Origin of the sequence: Klebsiella sp. C360, assembly GCF_048822415.1 — a bacterium.
GTDB classification, from domain to species: domain Bacteria; phylum Pseudomonadota; class Gammaproteobacteria; order Enterobacterales; family Enterobacteriaceae; genus Klebsiella; species Klebsiella quasipneumoniae.
In genome coordinates, this window is the sequence record NZ_JBMEZZ010000003.1 from 220,772 (window position 1) to 238,401 (window position 17,630).

Here is a 17,630-nt window from a genome sequence, read left to right on the forward strand (position 1 = left end):
CCTGACCAAAGGGATGAACCATGAATGTATTACGCAGAAAGTGGCAGGGGCTGCCGCGCGGCGTGGTGGTGTGCATCACGGCGCTGGTGATTTACGTCCCGCTGTTATTTATTGTGGTGCAGAGTTTTCTCTCCGCGCCGTTCTTTTCCCGCTCCAAATCCTGGAGTCTGGAAGCCTTCGCCTTTATTTTTACCGACCCGGATTTTTATCTGGCGTTAAGGTCAGGGTTTATTCTGGCCTTTGGCCTGGTGATTATCGCCATTCCGCTGGGCGGTATTTTGGCCTTTCTGATGGTACGCACCGATTTACCCGGCCGGCGGTTCATTGAGCCGCTGATCCTGGTGCCGATCTTCGTCTCGCCGATGGTGCTGGGCTTTGGCTACGTGGTGGCCGCCGGGCCGGTAGGCTTCTTTTCCCAGTGGGCGCAGCAGCTGATCGGCTTTGTGCCGTGGAATATCTACTCGATGTTCAGCATTGTGGTCATCGCCGGCTTAACCCACGTGCCGCACGCCTATCTCTATATCTCCTCGGCGCTGCGCAGCGTTGGTTCGGACGTGGAAGAGGCGGCGCGCACCGTCGGCGCCACGCCGCTGCAGGTGATGACTTCGGTGAGTCTGCCAATGGTGCGGCCCTCCATTCTTTACGCCTGCGTGCTGCTCTTTTTCCTTGGTCTGGAAGTCTTCGGTCTGATGCTGGTGCTGGGCGACCCCGAGGGCAACATGGTGCTGGCGACCTATCTCTACAAGCTGACCAATAAGCTTGGCACCCCCTCCTACCATCTGATGGCGGCGGTGGCGGTGGTGCTGATCTGCATCACCATCCCGCTGGTCATGCTCCAGCGTCGGCTGATGCGCACCGCCAACCGCTTTGTCACCATGAAGGGCAAGGCGTCGCAGGCGCGGGCGCTGCCGCTGGGCAAATGGCGCTGGGTGGCCGGGGCGGTGGTGGTGGCCTGGCTGACGGTGACCATCGGCGTCCCGCTGCTCGGCGTGGCGCTGCGCGCCTTTATCTCCAACTGGGGCGTCGGCGTATCGCTGTGGGATGAGCTGTCGCTGACGACGTTCCACAATATCTGGCAGCAGCCCAACCTGCTGCGGGCGATCGTCAACTCGATGGCTATCGGCATCGTCGGCGGCGCGCTGGCGGTGATCTGCTATCTGTTTGTCGGCATCGCCATGCACCGCAAAGCGGACAACGTCACCCGCTTTCTTGATTACAGCGTGCTGGTCCCGCGCGCGGTGCCGGGGCTGCTGGCCGGTCTGGCCTTCCTGTGGGTGTTCCTGTTTGTGCCGATGTGGCTCGATCAGTCGCTGAAGCATGGCTGGCTCTCGGCGCTGCCGGTGGCGGACTGGCTGCGGGAGCACCTTATCGTGCAGCTGCGCGCGCTGCGCAATACCATCTTCAGCGTCTGGCTGGCCTACACCGTGGTATGGATGGCCTATGGCCTGCGGCTCATCTCCTCGACGCTGCTGCAGGTGGGACCGGAGCTGGAGGAGGCGGCGCGCAGCACCGGCGCCTCGCGGGGGCAGATCACCCGCCACGTCACCGTCCCGCTGTCGCGCTATGGGCTGATTGGCTCCTGGCTGCTGATGTTTCTGATCTTTGAGCGCGAATATTCCACCGGCGTCTATCTGCTGTCGCCGGGTACCGAAACCATCGGCTCGATGCTGGTGTCGCTGTGGGCGGCGGGGGCCATCGATATCGTCGCGGCGCTCTCCTTTATCAATATTCTGCTGGTGGTGATTGGCCTTGGCATCGCCCTGCGCTTTGGAGTGAAATTACATGATTGAGTTATCGGTTGAAAATCTGCATCTCACCTATGGCGACAACCCGGTGCTGAAAGGGGTGTCGATGACGCTCGGCCGGGGAGAGGTGGTGTCGCTGCTGGGGCCTTCGGGAAGCGGCAAAACCACGCTGCTGCGGGCGGTGGCCGGGCTGGAGAAGCCGACGAGCGGGCGGATCGCCATCGGCAACCGCACGGTGTACGACGGCACGCCGCGCAGCGAAATCCCGGCCGAAGAGCGTAACCTCGGCCTGGTGTTCCAGTCCTATGCCCTGTGGCCGCACAAAACGGTGTTCGACAACGTGGCCTATCCGCTGAAGCTGCGTAAAGTCGCCGCCGGGGAGATTAAAGAGCGGGTGCAGCGCGTGCTGGATCAGCTGGGGCTGGGGCATCTTGGCAACCGTCATCCGCACCAGCTCTCCGGCGGCCAACAGCAGCGGGTGGCCATTGGCCGGGCGCTGGTCTACAACCCGCCGGTGATCCTGCTGGATGAGCCGCTCTCTAACCTCGACGCCAAGCTGCGCGAGGAGGCGCGGGTGTTTCTGCGCGAGCTGATCATCAAGCTGGGCCTCTCGGCGCTGATGGTCACCCACGATCAAAATGAAGCGATGGCCATCTCCGATCGTATTCTGCTGCTGAACAATGGCGTCATCGAGCAGCAGGGGACGCCACAGGAGATGTACGGCAGCCCGGCGACGCTGTTCGCCGCCGAGTTTATGGGCAGCAATAATCGCCTGCACGGCAAGGTGATGGCGCTGGAGAACGGCAGGGCGCGCATCGAAGGCGCCAGCTGGAGCCTGTGGGGGCGAGCGGGCGAGGGGGTCAGCGTCGGCGAGCCGGCGACGGCGGTGATCCGCGTCGAGCGCCTGCGTCTTGACGGCGCGGCGCAGGATAACAGTCTCCAGCTACCGCTGCTGACCAGCATGTACCTCGGCGACCGCTGGGAGTACCTGTTCCGCACCGAGGGTGACGACTTTCCGCTACGCGCCTACGGAACCACGCTGCGCGATGCTGAACACTGCCATCTGACGCTCCCGGCGGAGGATGTGTGGATTTTTCCGCAGCGGTAACCGTTTGTTAAGACGCCAGATGGCACACGGCTTCAATATTGTGCCCGTCTGGCGCAATCACAAAGGCGGCGTAGTACCCGGCGTGGTAGTTGGGCCGTAACCCCGGCGCGCCGTTGTCCTTTCCTCCGGCGGCCAGCGCCGCCTGCCAGAAGGCGTCTACCTGCTCGCGGCTGTCGGCGCGAAAGGCGATATGCAGCGGCGCCGGTTTGTCCGCACTTTGATAGAGACACAAAGAGACATCGCCGCTGCCGGCCAGCTCTGCGCCGTAGGTCGGATCGCCTTCGCCGACCAGCGTTACGCCAAGCGGGGCCAGAGCCTGTAAAAAGAACGCTTTGCTGGCGGCATAGTCGCTGACGCCGAATTTCACATGATCGAACATCTCTTCTCTTCTCCTGTGGACGGGGTATCGCCAGCCGAACGCGTTAGCCGGGAAATAGATGCAAAATAGTTAACAACGGGTAGTAACTTTTTTAACAGCTCAAAATGTTTAATTATTCCTAATACGAGTATTTACAGACGTTTAATCTGCCATGTACCATAAACAAAAAATAACATTTGTGATACAAGTCACTCTTTTTTGGCGCATGGGTAAGCTCAGCGCGGTGTGAACGCCGCCGGTTTACCGCCTCAAGGTTATGGCAGCACCCTTCTCACGATGACATTCCGGTGAATTTCTCTCCGATTTCCCGCGTTTCGTTGAGAATCGTCTACTATCCAAACGATAACCCTATAAATGATATCGCCTCTGGCGATGTTTTATCCGACTTGCCGGTCCGGGCCAGACGCTAAGCGGTTTAAAAGCGCAATGGTATCGGTTCCAGCACGACATTCACTGGTTTTGTCAGCGACAAAAACAGTAATTTTCAATGACAGGAATGTGATGATGTCGAGCGAGAAAACTAACAATTCCAGGCGTGATTTCCTGGTGAAATCGATGGCGCTGATCCCGACGGTGGTGATCGGCGGCGCGGGAGCAGGGGCCATTGGCGTGGCCACCAGCGCGACCGCGCAGGCGGCCCCCGCTTCAGAGCCAGCCTCCGGGAACACGGCGGCGGCCAGCGACTGGAAGCCGCAGTTCTTCAACGATCGTGAGTGGGCGTTTATCAACGCCGCTGTCGCTCGCTTAATCCCGGCGGATGAACTTGGCCCCGGCGCTAAAGAGGCCGGCGTGCCGGAGTTTATCGACCGCCAGCTCAATACCCCTTACGCCACCGGCTCCATCTGGTATATGCAGGGGCCCTTCAACCCCGACGTGCCGAAAGAGATGGGTTATCAGCTGCCGCTGGTGCCCAAACAGATCTATAACCTCGGGATCGCTGATGCCGAGGCCTGGTGTCAGGACAAGTATCACAAGACCTTTGCTGAACTGAGCAGCGAGCAGCAGGACGAGGCGCTCGGCCTGTGGGAATCGGGCAAAGCCGAGTTCAAACAGCTGCCGGCTTCGCTGTTCTTCACCTATCTGCTGCAGAACACCCGCGAAGGCTTCTTCAGCGACCCGATCCATGGCGGTAACAAAGGCATGGTCGGCTGGACGCTGATTAATTTTCCCGGCGCGCGCGCCGACTTTATGGATTGGGTTGAACGGGGCGAACGCTACCCCTTCCCGCCGGTATCAATTAATGGGGAGAGGGCGTAATCATGGCCACCGTATTGAAAAAAACCGATGTCGCGATCGTCGGCTTCGGCTGGGTTGGGGCGATCATGGCCAAAGAGCTGACCGAAGCCGGGCTCAACGTCGTGGCGCTGGAGCGCGGCCCGATGCGCGACACCTGGCCGGACGGCGCCTATCCGCAGGTGATTGATGAGCTGACCTACAACATCCGCCGCAAGCTGTTCCAGGACCTGTCGAAAAGCACCGTCACCATCCGGCATAACACCAGCCAGCAGGCGGTGCCGTATCGCCAGCTGGCGGCCTTCCTGCCGGGTACCGGCGTGGGCGGCGCCGGGCTGCACTGGTCCGGCGTCCATTTCCGCGTCGATCCCATCGAACTGCGGATGCGCAGCCACTATGAAGAGCGCTACGGCAAAAACTTCATTCCCCAGGATATGATCATCCAGGATTTCGGCGTCACCTACGACGAGCTGGAACCGTTCTTCGATAAAGCGGAGAAAGTGTTCGGCACCTCCGGGACCGCCTGGTCGATCAAAGGCAAGGTCGTCGGCAAAGGCCGCGGCGGCAACGCCTTCGCCCCGGACCGTTCAGATGACTTCCCGCTGCCGGCGCAGAAAAACACCTGGTCGGCGCAGCTGTTTGAAAAAGCGGCGCTCGAGGTGGGCTACCATCCCTACAACCTGCCGTCGGCCAACACCTCCGACTCCTATACCAACCCGTACGGCGCGCAGATGGGCCCGTGCAACTTCTGCGGTTTCTGCAGCGGCTACGCCTGCTACATGTACTCCAAAGCCTCGCCGAACGTGAACATTCTGCCGGCGCTGCGCCAGGAAAAACGCTTTGAGCTGCGGACCAACGCCAACGTGCTGAAGGTCAACCTGACCGACGACAAATCCCGTGCCACCGGCGTGACCTACGTCGACGGCCAGGGGCGCGAAATGGAGCAGCCGGCGGACCTGGTGATCATCGGCGCCTTCCAGTTCCATAACGTGCACCTGATGCTGCTCTCCGGGATCGGCAAACCCTACAATCCTGAGACCGGCGAAGGGGTGGTGGGGCGTAACTTCGCCTACCAGAACATGACCACCATCAAGGCCATTTTCGACAAAGACACCTACACCAACCCGTTTATCGGCGCGGGCGGCAACGGCGTCGGCGTCGACGACTTCAACGCCGACAACTTCGACCACGGCGCGGCGGGCTTTGTCGGCGGTTCGCCGTTCTGGGTCAACCAGGCCGGGACCAAGCCCATCTCCGGTTTCCCGGTACCGCCGGGCACCCCGGCGTGGGGCAGCAAATGGAAAGCGGCGGTGGCCGATACCTACACCCATCACCTGTCGATGGATGCTCACGGCGCGCACCAGTCCTATCGGCAGAACTACCTCGATCTTGATCCGAACTACAAAAACGTCTTTGGCCAGCCGCTGCTGCGCATGACCTTTGACTGGCAGGAAAACGACATCAAGATGGCGCAATTTATGTTCGATAAGATGGCGCCGATCGCCAAAGCGATGAAGCCGAAATATATCCTCGGCAGCCCGAAAAACGCCAACAGCCACTTTGATACCACCACCTACCAGACCACCCATATGAACGGCGGGGCGGTGATGGGGGAGGATCCGAAAACCAGCGCCGTTAACCGTTATCTGCAAAGCTGGGACGTGCATAACGTCTTCGTCATCGGCGCCTCCGCTTTCCCGCAGGGGCTGGGCTATAACCCAACCGGCACGGTGGCCGCGCTGGCGTACTGGTCAGCGAAGGCGATCCGCGAGCAGTATCTGAAAAATCCGGGTCCCCTGGTGCAGGCATAAAGGAAGGCAGATGATGAAAATGCAATGGTTATCGGCCCTGGTGCTTGGGGCATTGAGCTGCGCGGCCTTCGCCGAAGAGGCGCCTGCGGACAGCAATCTGATTAAGCAAGGGGAGTATCTGGCGCGGGCGGGGGACTGTGTCGCCTGCCACACCAACGGCAAAGCGGGCAAACCTTTCGCCGGCGGTCTGCCGATGGAGACGCCGATCGGCACCATCTACTCCACCAATATCACGCCGGATAAAGAACACGGCATCGGCGGGTACACCTTCGAAGAGTTCGACGACGCGGTGCGCAAGGGTGTGCGGAAAGACGGTTCCACGCTCTATCCGGCAATGCCGTATCCCTCATTCGCGCGGATCAGTGAAGCGGACATGCGTGCCATGTACGCCTACTTTATGCACGGCGTGGAGCCGGTGAATGTCGCCAACAAGGACACCGACATCCCGTGGCCGCTGTCGATGCGCTGGCCGCTGGCGTTCTGGCGCGGCATCTTCGCCCCGACGCCGAGCGACTTTGTCGCCAACCCGCAGGTTGACCCGGTGCTCGAGCGCGGTCGCTATCTGGTGGAAGGCCTGGGTCACTGCGGCGCCTGTCATACCCCGCGTAGCCTGACGATGCAGGAAAAAGCGCTCAGCGAAAGCGAAGGCGATGATTACCTGGCGGGCAGCAATGCGCCGATTGACGGCTGGGTCGCCTCCAGCCTGCGCGGCGAAAATCGCGACGGTCTGGGGACCTGGAGCGAAGCCGAGCTGGCTGAGTTCCTGAAAACCGGACGTAACGATAAATCGGTGGTCTTCGGCGGCATGAGCGATGTGGTGGAGCACAGTCTGCAGTATCTCTCTGATGACGACATCACCGCCATCGCCCGCTATCTGAAGTCGCTCCCGCCGCGCGGCGGCAAACAGACCCCAGCCCCGGTGGAAGACAGCGTGGCGAAAGATCTGTGGAAGGGTAACGACAGCAAAACCGGCGCCGCGCTGTATGTCGATAACTGCGCCGCCTGCCACCGTACCGACGGCGCGGGCTACCAGCGCGCCTTCCCGTCGCTGAAGGGCAACCCGGTGGTACAGACCGAAGATGCCACTTCGCTGATCCACATCGTTCTGACCGGGAGCACCACGCCGGCGGTGAAAGATGCGGTCTCCAACCTGACCATGCCGTCGTTCGGCTGGCGTCTGGACGACCAGCAGGTGGCGGATGTGGTCAACTTCATCCGCACCAGCTGGGGCAACAATGCGCCGGCGGTCAGCGCCAGCGATGTGGCGAAGGTGCGTAAGGAGACCGCGGCGCACAATGAGAAGGCGTTAGGCAACGCCGATATCTCGAAGCTGCCGGGGGCCGGACAGTAACCGTCAGGGTTGCGTCGCCCGCGCGGCGCAACCCTGACTTAGCCAGGACGTAAAATACTGTCTGAATCAAGGAGTTTGCCTTCATGCTGCATGCAGAGCGACTGACCTGCATCGTTGACGATCGACCGCTGTTTGCGGAGCTGACGCTGTACCTTGCTGCCGGCGAGCTGCTGCAGGTCGCCGGTGATAACGGCGCGGGGAAAACCTCGCTGCTGCGGATCCTTTGCGGCCTGGCGCGCCCGGAAAGCGGGGTGGTGAGCTGGCAGGGCCAGCCGCTGGCCCAGGTGCGGGAGTCATTTCACCGGCAGCTGCTGTGGCTGGGCCATAAGCCCGGCGTCAACGCGGCGCTGACCGCCGATGAAAACCTGCGTTTCTTCTTTCCGGCCAGCCGCCTTCAGCAGCGGGAAAGCGCCCTCGCCGCCGTCGGCCTGGCGGGCTATGAAGATCTCCCCTTAAGCCAGCTCTCCGCCGGGCAGCAGCGCCGGGTGGCGTTAACCCGCCTGTGGTTAACCGACGCGCCGCTGTGGATCCTCGATGAGCCGTTCACCGCCCTCGACGCCACGGCGATAGAAACCCTGACCCGTCGCCTGGAGCAGCACGCCCGGCAGGGGGGAAGCGCGATCCTCACCACCCATCAGCCGCTGCGGCCGCTGGGCTGCCCGTTGCGCACCCTGCGCCTCGGCGACGACGGCGGGAGGCGGCAATGATGAGAGCGCTGTTGGCCCGGGAACTGCGCCTGGCGTGGCGCAGCGGGGCAGAGATCCTCAATCCGCTATGGTTCTTTCTGATCGTCATCACCCTGTTTCCGTTCGGCGTTGGCGCCGCGCCGCAGCTGCTGGCGCAGATTGCGCCGGGCGTGGTGTGGGTCGCCGCGCTGCTGGCGGCGCTGCTGGTGATGGATCGGTTGTTTCGCGACGACTGGCAGGACGGTTCCCTGGAGCAGCTGATGCTTCTGCCGACGCCGCTGGTGGCGGTGGTGCTGGTGAAGGTGGTCGCTCACTGGATGATGAGCGGCCTGCCGCTGCTGATCGTCTCGCCGCTGGCGGCGCTGCTGCTGGGGATGAATCTGCACGACGCCGGCGTGCTGGCGCTGACCTTGCTGCTTGGCACGCCGACGCTCAGTTTTCTTGGCGCGGTGGGGGTTGGCCTGACCGTCGGCCTGAAGCGCGGCGGCGTCCTGCTGAGCCTGCTGGTGCTGCCGCTGGCGGTGCCGCTGCTGATTTTCGCCACCGCGGCCTGCCAGGCGGCGGCCGCCGGGCTTCCGGTCGGCGGCTATCTGGCGATGCTGGCGGCGTTCTTAACCGCCAGCGCCACCCTGTGCCCGTTCGCCACCGCCGCCGCGCTGCGGCTGACCGTGCAATAATTCGCTGCGCCTGCGGGCGCGGCCATCATAACCGTGTGAGTAAGCGTCTATGTGGAAAGCGTTACATCAACTGGCGATCCCCGAGCGGCTGTACCGCCTGTGCGGGTGCTGGATCCCCTGGCTGGCGGCGTTGAGCGCGCTGTTGCTGGTCATCGGCCTGGGGTGGGGCTTTGGCTTCGCCCCGGCGGACTATCAGCAGGGGGAAAGCTACCGGATCATGTATCTTCACGTCCCGGCGGCGATGTGGTCGATGGGGCTGTACCTGGCGATGGCCGTCGCGGCCTTCGTCGGGGTGGTCTGGCAGATCAAAATGGCCGACCTGGCGATCGCCGCCCTGGCGCCGGTAGGGGCGGTCTGCACCCTGGTGGCGCTGGTCAGCGGCGCGGCGTGGGGCAAGCCGATGTGGGGGACCTGGTGGATCTGGGACGCCCGCCTGACCTCGGAGCTGGTGCTGCTGTTTCTGTATGCCGGCGTCATCGCCCTGTGGCACGCCTTTGACGACCGCCGCCTGGCCGGGCGCGCGGCGGGGATCCTCGTCCTGGTCGGGGTGGTCAATTTGCCCATTATTCATTACTCGGTTTACTGGTGGAACACCCTGCACCAGGGTTCGACCAACCTGCAGCAAACCATCGACCCGAGCATGCGTCTGCCGCTGCGGATCTGTATCTTTGCTTTCCTCGCGCTGTCGGTCACCCTGACCCTGATGCGCCTGCGTAACCTGATCCTCCAGCAGGAACGTCGTCGGCCGTGGGTGGTGGCGCTGGCTAACAAAGGAGCCGCCCGATGAGCCCCGCTTTTTCTTCGTTCGCCGCCTTCCTGAATATGGGCGGCTATGCCCTGTACGTCTGGCTGGCGGTGGCCGTGGCCATCGCCGCCTTTGGCCTGCTGACGGTTCATACCCTGTGGGCGCGGCGGGCGCTATTCCAGGAGGTGCGACGCCAGCAGGCGCGCGAGCGGCGGATCGCGGCCGCTCGCGAACATGACAAGGAGGCCGCGGATGCAAGCGCGTCGTAAAACCCGGCTGTATATCGTGCTGGCGGTGCTCGCCGGCCTTGGGCTGACCGTCAGCCTGACGCTGTACGCCTTGAGCAGCAATATCGATCTGTTCTACACCCCGGGGGAAATTATCTACGGCAAAACGGAAACCCGGGCGCTGCCCCAGATCGGGCAGCGCCTGCGGGTGGGGGGCTACGTTCAGCCAGGCTCCCTGCAGCGCGACCCGCAAACCCTCGACGTGCGCTTTAAGCTGTATGACGCCCGCGGGGTCGTGGACGTCAGCTATAAGGGCATTCTGCCGGACCTGTTCCGTGAAGGACAGGGCGTGGTGGCCCAGGGCGTTCTGGACGGCGAGCGGCATATCACCGCTCAGCAGGTGCTGGCCAAGCATGATGAAAATTACACCCCGCCGGAGGTGAAAAACGCCATGACGCCGGCGAAAGCGGAGGCGCAGCCATGATGCCGGAGCTGGGCAACTTTTTATTGTGTCTGGCGGTGGGGCTGGCGCTGCTTCTGAGCGTCTATCCCCTGTGGGGCGCGGCGCGGCAGGACCGGCGGCTGATGGCCCTGGCCCGACCGCTGGCCTGCGGGCTGTTCGCCTGTATCGGCGGCGCCTTCCTGCTGCTGGTGCACGCCTTCGTGGTCAACGATTTTACCGTCCGCTACGTGGCGGAAAACTCCAACAGCGCGCTGCCGGTGTGGTATCGGGTGGCGGCGACCTGGGGGGCGCACGAGGGCTCGCTGCTGCTGTGGGTCCTGCTGCTCAGCGTCTGGACCTTCACCGTCGCCCTCTTCAGCCGCCGGATGCCGCTCGACGCCGTCGCCCGGGTGCTGGCGGTGATGGGGATGATCGCCTTTGGGTTCCTGCTGTTCATCCTCTTTACCTCCAACCCGTTCAGCCGTGGCCTGCCGCAGTACCCCATTGACGGCCGCGACCTTAATCCGCTGCTGCAGGATATCGGCATGATTTTTCATCCGCCGATCCTCTATATGGGGTACGTCGGCTTCTCGGTGGCTTTCGCCTTCGCCATCGCCTCGCTGCTGGCGGGGCGGCTGGACACCGCGTGGGCGCGCTGGTCGCGTCCCTGGACCCAGGCGGCGTGGATGTTCCTCACTCTCGGCATCGTGCTGGGCTCGGCGTGGGCCTATTACGAACTGGGCTGGGGCGGCTGGTGGTTCTGGGACCCGGTGGAAAACGCCTCGTTTATGCCGTGGCTGGTAGGGACCGCGCTGCTGCACTCCCTGGCGGTGACCGAGAAGCGCGGCAGCTTCCGCGCCTGGACGGTGCTGCTGGCCATCGCCGCCTTCTCCCTGTGCCTGCTGGGCACCTTCCTGGTGCGCTCCGGCGTGCTGGTCTCGGTGCATGCCTTCGCCTCGGATCCATCGCGCGGGCTGTTTATTCTGGCGCTGCTGATTGTCGCCATCGGCGGGTCGCTGCTGCTGTACGCCCTGAAGGGCGGCAGGGTGCGGGCGCGGGTGGAACATACGCTGTGGTCGCGCGAGTCGTTCCTGCTTGGCAACAATATCTTGCTGATGGCCGCGATGCTGGTGGTGCTCCTCGGAACGCTGCTGCCGCTGGTGCATAAAGAGCTGGGCCTCGGCAGCATCTCCATCGGCGAGCCGTTCTTTAACACCATGTTCACCGCCCTGATGGCGCCGTTTGCGCTGCTGCTGGGGCTGGGACCGCTGATCCGCTGGCGGCGCGATGACGTCGCCAGGCAGATTAAGCGCCTGGTGATCGCCCTGGTGGTGACGTTGTCACTTTCTCTGGCGCTGCCGTGGCTGCTGCAGGATCGTATCACCGCGATGGCGGTCATTGGCCTGATGATGGCCCTGTGGGTGCTGATCTTCGCCCTGATGGAGGTTCACGAACGGGCCACCCATCGCCACGGCTTCTGGCGCGGCCTGCGGACGCTGACCCGCAGCCAGTGGGGGATGGTGCTCGGTCACGTCGGCGTGGCGGTGACCGTTATCGGCATCACCTTTAGCCAGAGCTACAGCGTGGAGCGCGATGTACGGATGCGCCCCGGCGACAGCATCGATATCCACCGCTATCACTTTGTGTTTAACGGCGTGCGCAATATCGTCGGCCCCAACTGGACCGGCGGGGAAGGCATTATTGCCGTGACCCGCAACGGCCGCCCGGAAGCGACGCTGTATGCCGAGAAGCGCTTTTACACCGCCAGCCGGATAATGATGACCGAGGCGGCGATCAGCGGCGGGCTGACCCGCGATCTGTACGCCGCGCTGGGGGAAGAACTGAGCGACGGCAGCTGGGCGGTGCGTCTGTACTACAAACCGTTCGTTCGCTGGATCTGGTACGGCGGGGTGCTGATGGCCCTCGGCGGTCTGTGCTGCATGCTCGACCCGCGCTACCGGATGCGTAAGAAACTGCAGGAGGCCTCATGAACCGGAAGCTGCTGTTTATCCCGCTGGTGCTGTTTCTGGCGCTGGCCGCCGCGCTGTTCTGGCAGCTGATGCGTAACGCCGATGGCGACGACCCGACGACCCTCGAGTCGGCGCTGATTGGCAAACCGCTGCCGGAATTTCGCCTTGAAGCGCTGGATACCCCCGGCCAGACGCTGGACCGACGGACGCTGATTGACGGCAAGCCGCTGCTGCTTAACGTCTGGGCCACCTGGTGCCCAACCTGTCGCGCCGAGCATCAGTTTCTCAACGGCCTGGCGCAGCAGGGCGTGCGGGTGGTGGGGATGAACTACAAAGACGATCGGCAGAAGGCGATCAGCTGGCTGCAGCGCCTGGGTAATCCGTACAGGCTGAGCCTGTACGACGGCAACGGCATGCTCGGCCTGGATCTGGGGGTTTATGGCGCGCCGGAGACGTTTCTCATCGACGGTCAGGGCATCATCCGCTGGCGGCACGCCGGCGACCTGAACGACCGGGTGTGGCGCGAGGAGCTCCAGCCGCTGTGGAATCAATACAACCGGGGGGCGGGCTGATGAGAGGTGTCATAGCCATCCTGCTGGCGCTGATGCTGACCGGCCAGGCGTGGGCCGCCATCGATACCTGGCAGTTTAAAGACGAGGCCCAGGAGCAGGCGTTCCGCGAGATCACCTCCCGGCTGCGCTGCCCGAAATGCCAGAACAACAGCATCGCCGACTCGAACGCGATGATTGCCGCCGATATGCGGCAGAAGGTGTACGAGCTGATGCAGCAGGGTAAAACGAAAGGGCAGATCGTTGACTATATGGTGGCCCGCTACGGCAATTTTGTCAGCTACGAGCCGCCGCTGACCGCGGGAACGGCGCTGCTGTGGCTGGGGCCGGGGCTGTTCATCCTGGCGGGCGCGGGGGTGATTATCGCCCGCGCGCGTCGTCGCGACATTCCTGACGCGGCGCTCAGCGCCGAAGAGCGCCAGCGGCTGGCGGCATTATTGAAAGAAGGAAAAGAACGATGAGCCTGTTGGTGGTTATCGCCGGGCTGCTGCTGGCTGGCGCGCTGGGGCTGCTGTACTTCCCGTGGTCGGGCAAAGGGGCGGTGGACCGCGATACCCTCAACCGCGCCCTGTATCAGTCGCGCCTGCAGGAGCTGGCGCAGGAGCGCGGCGAGGACAACCCGGCGCTGGTCGTCGAGCTGCAGCGCACGCTGCTGACGGATATCCCGCCCCAGGCACAGCCTGGCGAACGGCCGCTAAGCCGCTGGGCGCTGTTTCCGGGCGCGCTGCTGCTGGTGGTCCTGAGCCTGGGCCTGTATCTGAAAACCAGTGATATTGGCCAGGTGCTGCTCTGGCAGCAGGCGGAGCGGCATTATCCTGCGCTGCTGCAGCAGGTTAAGGACCCGACCGCGCCGCCTCTGCGTATGGATGAGCTGGCGGAGCTGCGGCTTGGCCTGCGCAGCCATCTGCAGAATACCCCGCACGACCTCGCCGGCTGGCAGCTGCTTGGGCGGCTGGGCCTGCTGTTGAACGATGGCGAGACGGCGATCGGCGCTTTTGGCCGGGCGCATGCGCTGGCGGCGGACGACCCGGCGGCGGCTTTCGATTATGCCAGCGCGCTGGTGCGGGCGGGGGATAGCGGTCAGGTCCGGATGGGCGAGCTGCTGCTGCGCGACCTGCATCAGCGACAGCCGACCAGCCTGCCGGTGCTGGAGATGCTGGCCTTGAGCGCGGTGCGTAATGAAGATTACCCCGAAGCCGTGGCGGCCCTGCAGGCGTTGCTGGCCCGGCTGCCGGAAGGGGATGCGCGGCGCGAGGCGATTGTCCGCCAGCTGGCGCAGGCGCAGCAGCAGGCGCAGTAACTGCCCGGCGGCGCTGCGCTTGCGCGGGCCTGGGGATATGAGCTGACGGGAGGCCTTTGTCGGCCGGGTAAGGCGCAGCCGCCACCCGGCAACATGGCGGGCACGGAGCGATAGCTTGCCCGGCGGCGCAGCGTTTGCGTAGGCCTGAGGGATATGAGCTGACGGGAGGTCTTTGTAGGCCGGGTAAGGCGCAGCCGCCACCCGGCAACATAGTGGGCACGGAGCGATAGCTTGCCCGGCGGCGGGGGAGACTGTTATCGGTTTTACAGGTTCTCCGCCCGGGGAAAGCGTTTATCACGCGTGACTTCAGCGTACTTTATGCTCCCGCTTCGTGTTGCTGCACCCGGTTTTCCGTGGCGCAGGGAGCAGTATGGCAGCGGCAACGACTGCCGGACGGTTCCCTCTCCCTCCGGGAGAGGGCCAGGGGCGGGAAAGTACTGCTGGGAAGTCTTTTATGTTATCTGTGGCTTCAGCGGGTATTGCGCTCCCGGTTAGTCTTCTGCGTTATGTCAATCATGGCGCAGGGAGCGCACAGGGGGCGGCCAGTCGCCTCCGCCCCCTGTACCCCCGGGCTCCGGCCAGCAAAATCGCCACTGCGTGGTCCCTTCGACTTATCCCTGCAGGCTTCGGGTCGGGCCGAGGCAGCGTCCGTGCAAAACACGGCCCTCAGCCCGCATCCATGCGGGCTGCCCCGGCCTTCCGGGAACGTCTCAGCGATTTTGAGGCCGCCAACACCGGCAGTTTCAGCAACCATGGTGAATATATTAACGACAGGTCGCACGAACCCTGTAGGCCGGGTAAGGCGCAGCCGCCACCCGGCACAAAATCGGCTCCGTACCAGCTGTCCTTGCCCGGCGGCGCTACGCTTGCGCGGGCCTACGAAGGGCGCGAATAGAGCACCAAATCGCGGGCAGCCTTTGTAGGCCGGGTAAGCGAAGCGCCACCCGGCAACATGGGGGGCACGGAGCGATAGCTTGCCCGGAGGCGCCGCGTTTGCGTAGGCCTGAGGGATATGAGCTGACGGGAGGCCTTTGTAGGCCGGGTAAGGCGCAGCCGCCACCCGGCAACATGGCGGCCACGGAGCGATAGCTTGCCCGGCGGCGGGGGAGACGGTTATTGGTTTTACAGGTTCTCAGCCCGGGGAAAGCGTTTATCACGCGTGGCTTCAGCGTAGTTTGCGCTCCCGGTTAATCGTCTGCGTTATGTCTGGCATGGCGCAGGGAGCGCACAGGGGGCGGCCAGTCGCCGCCGCCCCCTGTACCCCCGGGCTCCGGCCAGCAAAATCGCCACTGCGTGGTCCCTTCGACTTATCCCTGCAGGCTTCGGGTCGGGCCGAGGCAGCGTCCGTGCAAAACACGGCCCTCAGCCCGCATCCATGCGGGCTGCCCCGGCCTTCCGGGAACGTCTCAGCGATTTTGAGGCCGCCAGCACCGGCAGTTTCAGTAGCCATGGTGAATATATTAACGACAGGTCGCACGAACCCTCCAGGCCGGGTAAGGCGCAGCCGCCACCCGGCAAAAATACGGCACAAATACGGCCCAACAGCGTAGCCGGGATAAGGCGTCACGCATCGCTCTCCGGGATTCTCCCTGCTGGCGCGATGCTCAGCCGCTTCCGTGTTAAGTTTCAGGTGTCGCATGAATCACTGAAGTACATCCCCCTTAGCATCAGCAGCAGGCTGCCGCTTAGGCCCCGGATATCCCTCCCTTAACGCTGCAAGCGCGGTAGATCCCGAGCACCGGAGTGAAAAAGGATTAGCTGAACGTCTTCAGCGCGGGACGCAAATCCATGCTAATCACCTGAGGGGGTTAGCTCGCCCATGTTCCCCGACGAGCCGGATCGCGCTGCTGACAGCTGGCAAAAGAGTCGTTGATATAGTCGCTCAGCGCCCACTTGTCCTGATAGCCAAACGTCCTCGGGAATGGATGTAGTACGAAGCGCCTAGTCAGGTGGTCAACGTGATTGCCGCTGAAGACGCGGTGTTCACGGATCATCTCATCTGGTAACCTGTCACTCGCGCCGTTGGTAACGTGAATATTCATGGTTAACTTTGGAACTCAGACGATTAATGAAAACTAGCAGACTATTCACTTTAATTTTGCCATTGTTACTGACACTCTGCGCCAGCACAGAGGCCAGCGCCAGCACACCTTCAGGCAGCATTTCCTCTGCAAACACATCAATTACCACTCGTGATAAGAACGGAAACCTACTGCCGAGTTTCCTGCGGATTCAGTACGATGTTGATTCAGATGGCAGAGTTCAGAATGTAAAGATACTTGAATCGACAACGACTCCGGAGTTGGAACATCAAATCATTGATAAAATGATTAAAAAATGGCGCTTTGAAAAGGGCAAACCGGGAATAGCTCAAAGATTAGTCGTCAAGATCCCACCCAAATCAGACGGCGGTCCCGCGAATAAGCAGTAAGCACTTTTAATGACTAGTCGCCTGACGCAACGTCTACGTCTTTAACGTCCCCGGGGCGCCTGGAGGGGACTCTACCTATCAATAGAGGGTTCGTTTTACCGTAAGCTTACTCTCAAACAAAAAAAGCCCCTGCATATCAGCAGGGGCAAGCCATGTCAGAGCTTATTATTTATTAGTTAAATACCATCCCGCCGTCGATCAGCAATGACTGACCGGTCATATAATCAGAATCCGGGCTGGCAAGATAGGAGACGCAGGCGGCGACATCTTCCGGTTCGGACAGACGACCGAGGGTGATGCGTTTGGCGAACTCGGCGGTACCGTAGCCCAGCGGTTTACCGGCAGCTTCGGACACCTGGCGGTCAATTTCGGCCCACATCGGCGTTTTGACGATCCCCGGGCAGTAGCCGTTGACCGTGATGCCCAGCGGCGCGAGGTCGCGAGCGGCGGTCTGGGTTAAGCCGCGTACGGCGAATTTACTGGAGCTATACACCGCCAGCTCCGGGTTGCCGACGTGGCCGGCCTGGGAACAGGCGTTAATGATTTTCCCGCCGTGCCCCTCTTTCTTAAAGGCCTCGACCGCCGCCTGAATGCCCCAGATCACCCCCTTAACGTTGATGTTGTAGACTTTATCGACAATCTCCGGGGTAATGGACTCGATCGGCGTGGACGGCGCCACGCCGGCGTTGTTGACGATGACGTCGAAGCCGCCCAGCGTTTTGCGCGCCTGTTCGACAGCGGCAAACACCTGATCGCGGTCGGAGACATCCACTTTCACCGCCATGGCGCGGCCGCCGGCCTGGTTGATTTCGGAGGCGACCGCTTTGGCGGTGGCGTCGTTATAATCGGCAATGGCCACGGCAAATCCATCCTTTACCAGACGAAGGGCGATAGCTTTACCAATCCCCTGGCCGGCGCCGGTAACAAGTGCGACTTTTTTCATTTTCCTTTCCTTA

General features: G+C 62.7%; 18 protein-coding genes. 15 read left to right on the plus strand and 3 right to left on the minus strand.

The window, feature by feature from the left end:
* Positions 1–20: 20 nt before the first annotated feature.
* Both ACOI7D_RS09930 and ACOI7D_RS09935 read left to right on the plus strand, forming a co-directional pair.
* Positions 21–1,790: an ABC transporter permease gene (locus ACOI7D_RS09930; RefSeq protein ID WP_004189548.1), complete on the plus strand. Its 1,770-nt coding sequence runs from the start codon at positions 21–23 to the stop codon at positions 1,788–1,790.
* The gene (locus ACOI7D_RS09935) at positions 1,783–2,853 is read left to right on the plus strand and encodes an ABC transporter ATP-binding protein (RefSeq protein WP_109547233.1); all 1,071 of its coding nucleotides are present in this window, start codon (positions 1,783–1,785) and stop codon (positions 2,851–2,853) included. The genes ACOI7D_RS09930 and ACOI7D_RS09935 overlap by 8 nt, the downstream gene beginning before the upstream one ends.
* Before the next feature lie 7 nt (positions 2,854–2,860).
* On the opposite strand, the gene ACOI7D_RS09940 is transcribed toward ACOI7D_RS09935, so the two are convergent.
* The gene (locus ACOI7D_RS09940; protein ID WP_060592596.1) at positions 2,861–3,232 is read right to left on the minus strand and encodes a VOC family protein; all 372 of its coding nucleotides are present in this window, start codon (positions 3,230–3,232) and stop codon (positions 2,861–2,863) included.
* Between the two features lie 501 nt (positions 3,233–3,733).
* Here ACOI7D_RS09940 and ACOI7D_RS09945 point away from each other — a divergent pair.
* The 12 genes from ACOI7D_RS09945 to ccmI all read left to right on the plus strand — a co-directional run bounded on the left by ACOI7D_RS09945 (position 3,734) and on the right by ccmI (position 14,243).
* Positions 3,734–4,489, plus strand: a complete 756-nt coding sequence (locus ACOI7D_RS09945; protein ID WP_004175724.1) for a gluconate 2-dehydrogenase subunit 3 family protein — start codon at positions 3,734–3,736, stop codon at positions 4,487–4,489.
* A gap of 2 nt (positions 4,490–4,491) precedes the next feature.
* Complete coding sequence (locus ACOI7D_RS09950; RefSeq protein WP_002908285.1) at positions 4,492–6,276, plus strand: GMC family oxidoreductase; 1,785 nt, start codon at positions 4,492–4,494, stop codon at positions 6,274–6,276.
* Between the two features lie 10 nt (positions 6,277–6,286).
* Entirely contained in the window at positions 6,287–7,627 is a 1,341-nt protein-coding gene (locus ACOI7D_RS09955; protein WP_074186185.1) for a c-type cytochrome, read from the plus strand.
* A gap of 83 nt (positions 7,628–7,710) precedes the next feature.
* Positions 7,711–8,334 carry a cytochrome c biogenesis heme-transporting ATPase CcmA gene (gene ccmA / locus ACOI7D_RS09960; RefSeq protein WP_109548198.1) on the plus strand — a complete coding sequence of 208 codons (624 nt, stop codon included), beginning with the start codon at positions 7,711–7,713 and terminating at the stop codon, positions 8,332–8,334.
* The gene (gene ccmB, locus ACOI7D_RS09965) at positions 8,331–8,990 is read left to right on the plus strand and encodes a heme exporter protein CcmB (protein ID WP_023290026.1); all 660 of its coding nucleotides are present in this window, start codon (positions 8,331–8,333) and stop codon (positions 8,988–8,990) included. The genes ccmA and ccmB overlap by 4 nt, the downstream gene beginning before the upstream one ends.
* A 49-nt stretch (positions 8,991–9,039) precedes the next feature.
* On the plus strand, positions 9,040–9,777 hold the full coding sequence (locus tag ACOI7D_RS09970; RefSeq protein ID WP_072413315.1) for a heme ABC transporter permease: 738 nt from the start codon (positions 9,040–9,042) through the stop codon (positions 9,775–9,777).
* The gene (ccmD, locus tag ACOI7D_RS09975) at positions 9,774–10,004 is read left to right on the plus strand and encodes a heme exporter protein CcmD (protein ID WP_023290024.1); all 231 of its coding nucleotides are present in this window, start codon (positions 9,774–9,776) and stop codon (positions 10,002–10,004) included. The genes ACOI7D_RS09970 and ccmD overlap by 4 nt, the downstream gene beginning before the upstream one ends.
* Positions 9,988–10,446 carry a cytochrome c maturation protein CcmE gene (gene ccmE, locus ACOI7D_RS09980; protein ID WP_049014463.1) on the plus strand — a complete coding sequence of 153 codons (459 nt, stop codon included), beginning with the start codon at positions 9,988–9,990 and terminating at the stop codon, positions 10,444–10,446. The genes ccmD and ccmE overlap by 17 nt, the downstream gene beginning before the upstream one ends.
* Positions 10,443–12,395 (plus strand): heme lyase CcmF/NrfE family subunit, encoded by a 1,953-nt coding sequence (locus ACOI7D_RS09985; protein ID WP_109547235.1) that lies wholly within the window; start codon positions 10,443–10,445, stop codon positions 12,393–12,395. Before ccmE ends, ACOI7D_RS09985 begins: the two co-directional genes overlap by 4 nt.
* Positions 12,392–12,946, plus strand: a complete 555-nt coding sequence (locus tag ACOI7D_RS09990; protein WP_032453183.1) for a DsbE family thiol:disulfide interchange protein — start codon at positions 12,392–12,394, stop codon at positions 12,944–12,946. Before ACOI7D_RS09985 ends, ACOI7D_RS09990 begins: the two co-directional genes overlap by 4 nt.
* Before the next feature lie 11 nt (positions 12,947–12,957).
* Complete coding sequence (locus tag ACOI7D_RS09995; protein ID WP_162543153.1) at positions 12,958–13,404, plus strand: cytochrome c-type biogenesis protein; 447 nt, start codon at positions 12,958–12,960, stop codon at positions 13,402–13,404.
* Positions 13,401–14,243 carry a c-type cytochrome biogenesis protein CcmI gene (gene ccmI / locus ACOI7D_RS10000; protein ID WP_101992876.1) on the plus strand — a complete coding sequence of 281 codons (843 nt, stop codon included), beginning with the start codon at positions 13,401–13,403 and terminating at the stop codon, positions 14,241–14,243. The genes ACOI7D_RS09995 and ccmI overlap by 4 nt, the downstream gene beginning before the upstream one ends.
* Before the next feature lie 1,808 nt (positions 14,244–16,051).
* Here the strand turns inward: ccmI and ACOI7D_RS10005 are convergent.
* Entirely contained in the window at positions 16,052–16,237 is a 186-nt protein-coding gene (locus ACOI7D_RS10005; protein WP_142905842.1) for a hypothetical protein, read from the minus strand.
* Positions 16,238–16,311: 74 nt separating this feature from the next.
* Here ACOI7D_RS10005 and ACOI7D_RS10010 point away from each other — a divergent pair, with 74 nt between their 5' ends.
* Positions 16,312–16,674: a TonB family protein gene (locus tag ACOI7D_RS10010; protein WP_109547239.1), complete on the plus strand. Its 363-nt coding sequence runs from the start codon at positions 16,312–16,314 to the stop codon at positions 16,672–16,674.
* Positions 16,675–16,846: 172 nt separating this feature from the next.
* Here ACOI7D_RS10010 and ACOI7D_RS10015 read toward each other — a convergent pair whose 3' ends face one another.
* Positions 16,847–17,617: a (S)-acetoin forming diacetyl reductase gene (locus ACOI7D_RS10015; protein WP_004151179.1), complete on the minus strand. Its 771-nt coding sequence runs from the start codon at positions 17,615–17,617 to the stop codon at positions 16,847–16,849.
* Between the last annotated feature and the right edge of the window lie 13 nt (positions 17,618–17,630).

Excerpts from the sequence above, each read along its gene's own strand:
- ACOI7D_RS09930 (WP_004189548.1), top strand. The coding sequence starts at position 21 with ATGAATGTATTACGCAGAAAGTGGCAGGGGCTGCCGCGCGGCGTGGTG.
- ACOI7D_RS09935 (WP_109547233.1), top strand. The coding sequence starts at position 1,783 with ATGATTGAGTTATCGGTTGAAAATCTGCATCTCACCTATGGCGACAAC.
- ACOI7D_RS09940 (WP_060592596.1), bottom strand. The coding sequence starts at position 3,232 with ATGTTCGATCATGTGAAATTCGGCGTCAGCGACTATGCCGCCAGCAAA.
- ACOI7D_RS09945 (WP_004175724.1), top strand. The coding sequence starts at position 3,734 with ATGATGTCGAGCGAGAAAACTAACAATTCCAGGCGTGATTTCCTGGTG.
- ACOI7D_RS09950 (WP_002908285.1), top strand. The coding sequence starts at position 4,492 with ATGGCCACCGTATTGAAAAAAACCGATGTCGCGATCGTCGGCTTCGGC.
- ACOI7D_RS09955 (WP_074186185.1), top strand. The coding sequence starts at position 6,287 with ATGATGAAAATGCAATGGTTATCGGCCCTGGTGCTTGGGGCATTGAGC.
- ccmA (WP_109548198.1), top strand. The coding sequence starts at position 7,711 with ATGCTGCATGCAGAGCGACTGACCTGCATCGTTGACGATCGACCGCTG.
- ccmB (WP_023290026.1), top strand. The coding sequence starts at position 8,331 with ATGATGAGAGCGCTGTTGGCCCGGGAACTGCGCCTGGCGTGGCGCAGC.
- ACOI7D_RS09970 (WP_072413315.1), top strand. The coding sequence starts at position 9,040 with ATGTGGAAAGCGTTACATCAACTGGCGATCCCCGAGCGGCTGTACCGC.
- ccmD (WP_023290024.1), top strand. The coding sequence starts at position 9,774 with ATGAGCCCCGCTTTTTCTTCGTTCGCCGCCTTCCTGAATATGGGCGGC.
- ccmE (WP_049014463.1), top strand. The coding sequence starts at position 9,988 with ATGCAAGCGCGTCGTAAAACCCGGCTGTATATCGTGCTGGCGGTGCTC.
- ACOI7D_RS09985 (WP_109547235.1), top strand. The coding sequence starts at position 10,443 with ATGATGCCGGAGCTGGGCAACTTTTTATTGTGTCTGGCGGTGGGGCTG.
- ACOI7D_RS09990 (WP_032453183.1), top strand. The coding sequence starts at position 12,392 with ATGAACCGGAAGCTGCTGTTTATCCCGCTGGTGCTGTTTCTGGCGCTG.
- ccmI (WP_101992876.1), top strand. The coding sequence starts at position 13,401 with ATGAGCCTGTTGGTGGTTATCGCCGGGCTGCTGCTGGCTGGCGCGCTG.
- ACOI7D_RS10005 (WP_142905842.1), bottom strand. The coding sequence starts at position 16,237 with ATGATCCGTGAACACCGCGTCTTCAGCGGCAATCACGTTGACCACCTG.
- ACOI7D_RS10010 (WP_109547239.1), top strand. The coding sequence starts at position 16,312 with ATGAAAACTAGCAGACTATTCACTTTAATTTTGCCATTGTTACTGACA.
- ACOI7D_RS10015 (WP_004151179.1), bottom strand. The coding sequence starts at position 17,617 with ATGAAAAAAGTCGCACTTGTTACCGGCGCCGGCCAGGGGATTGGTAAA.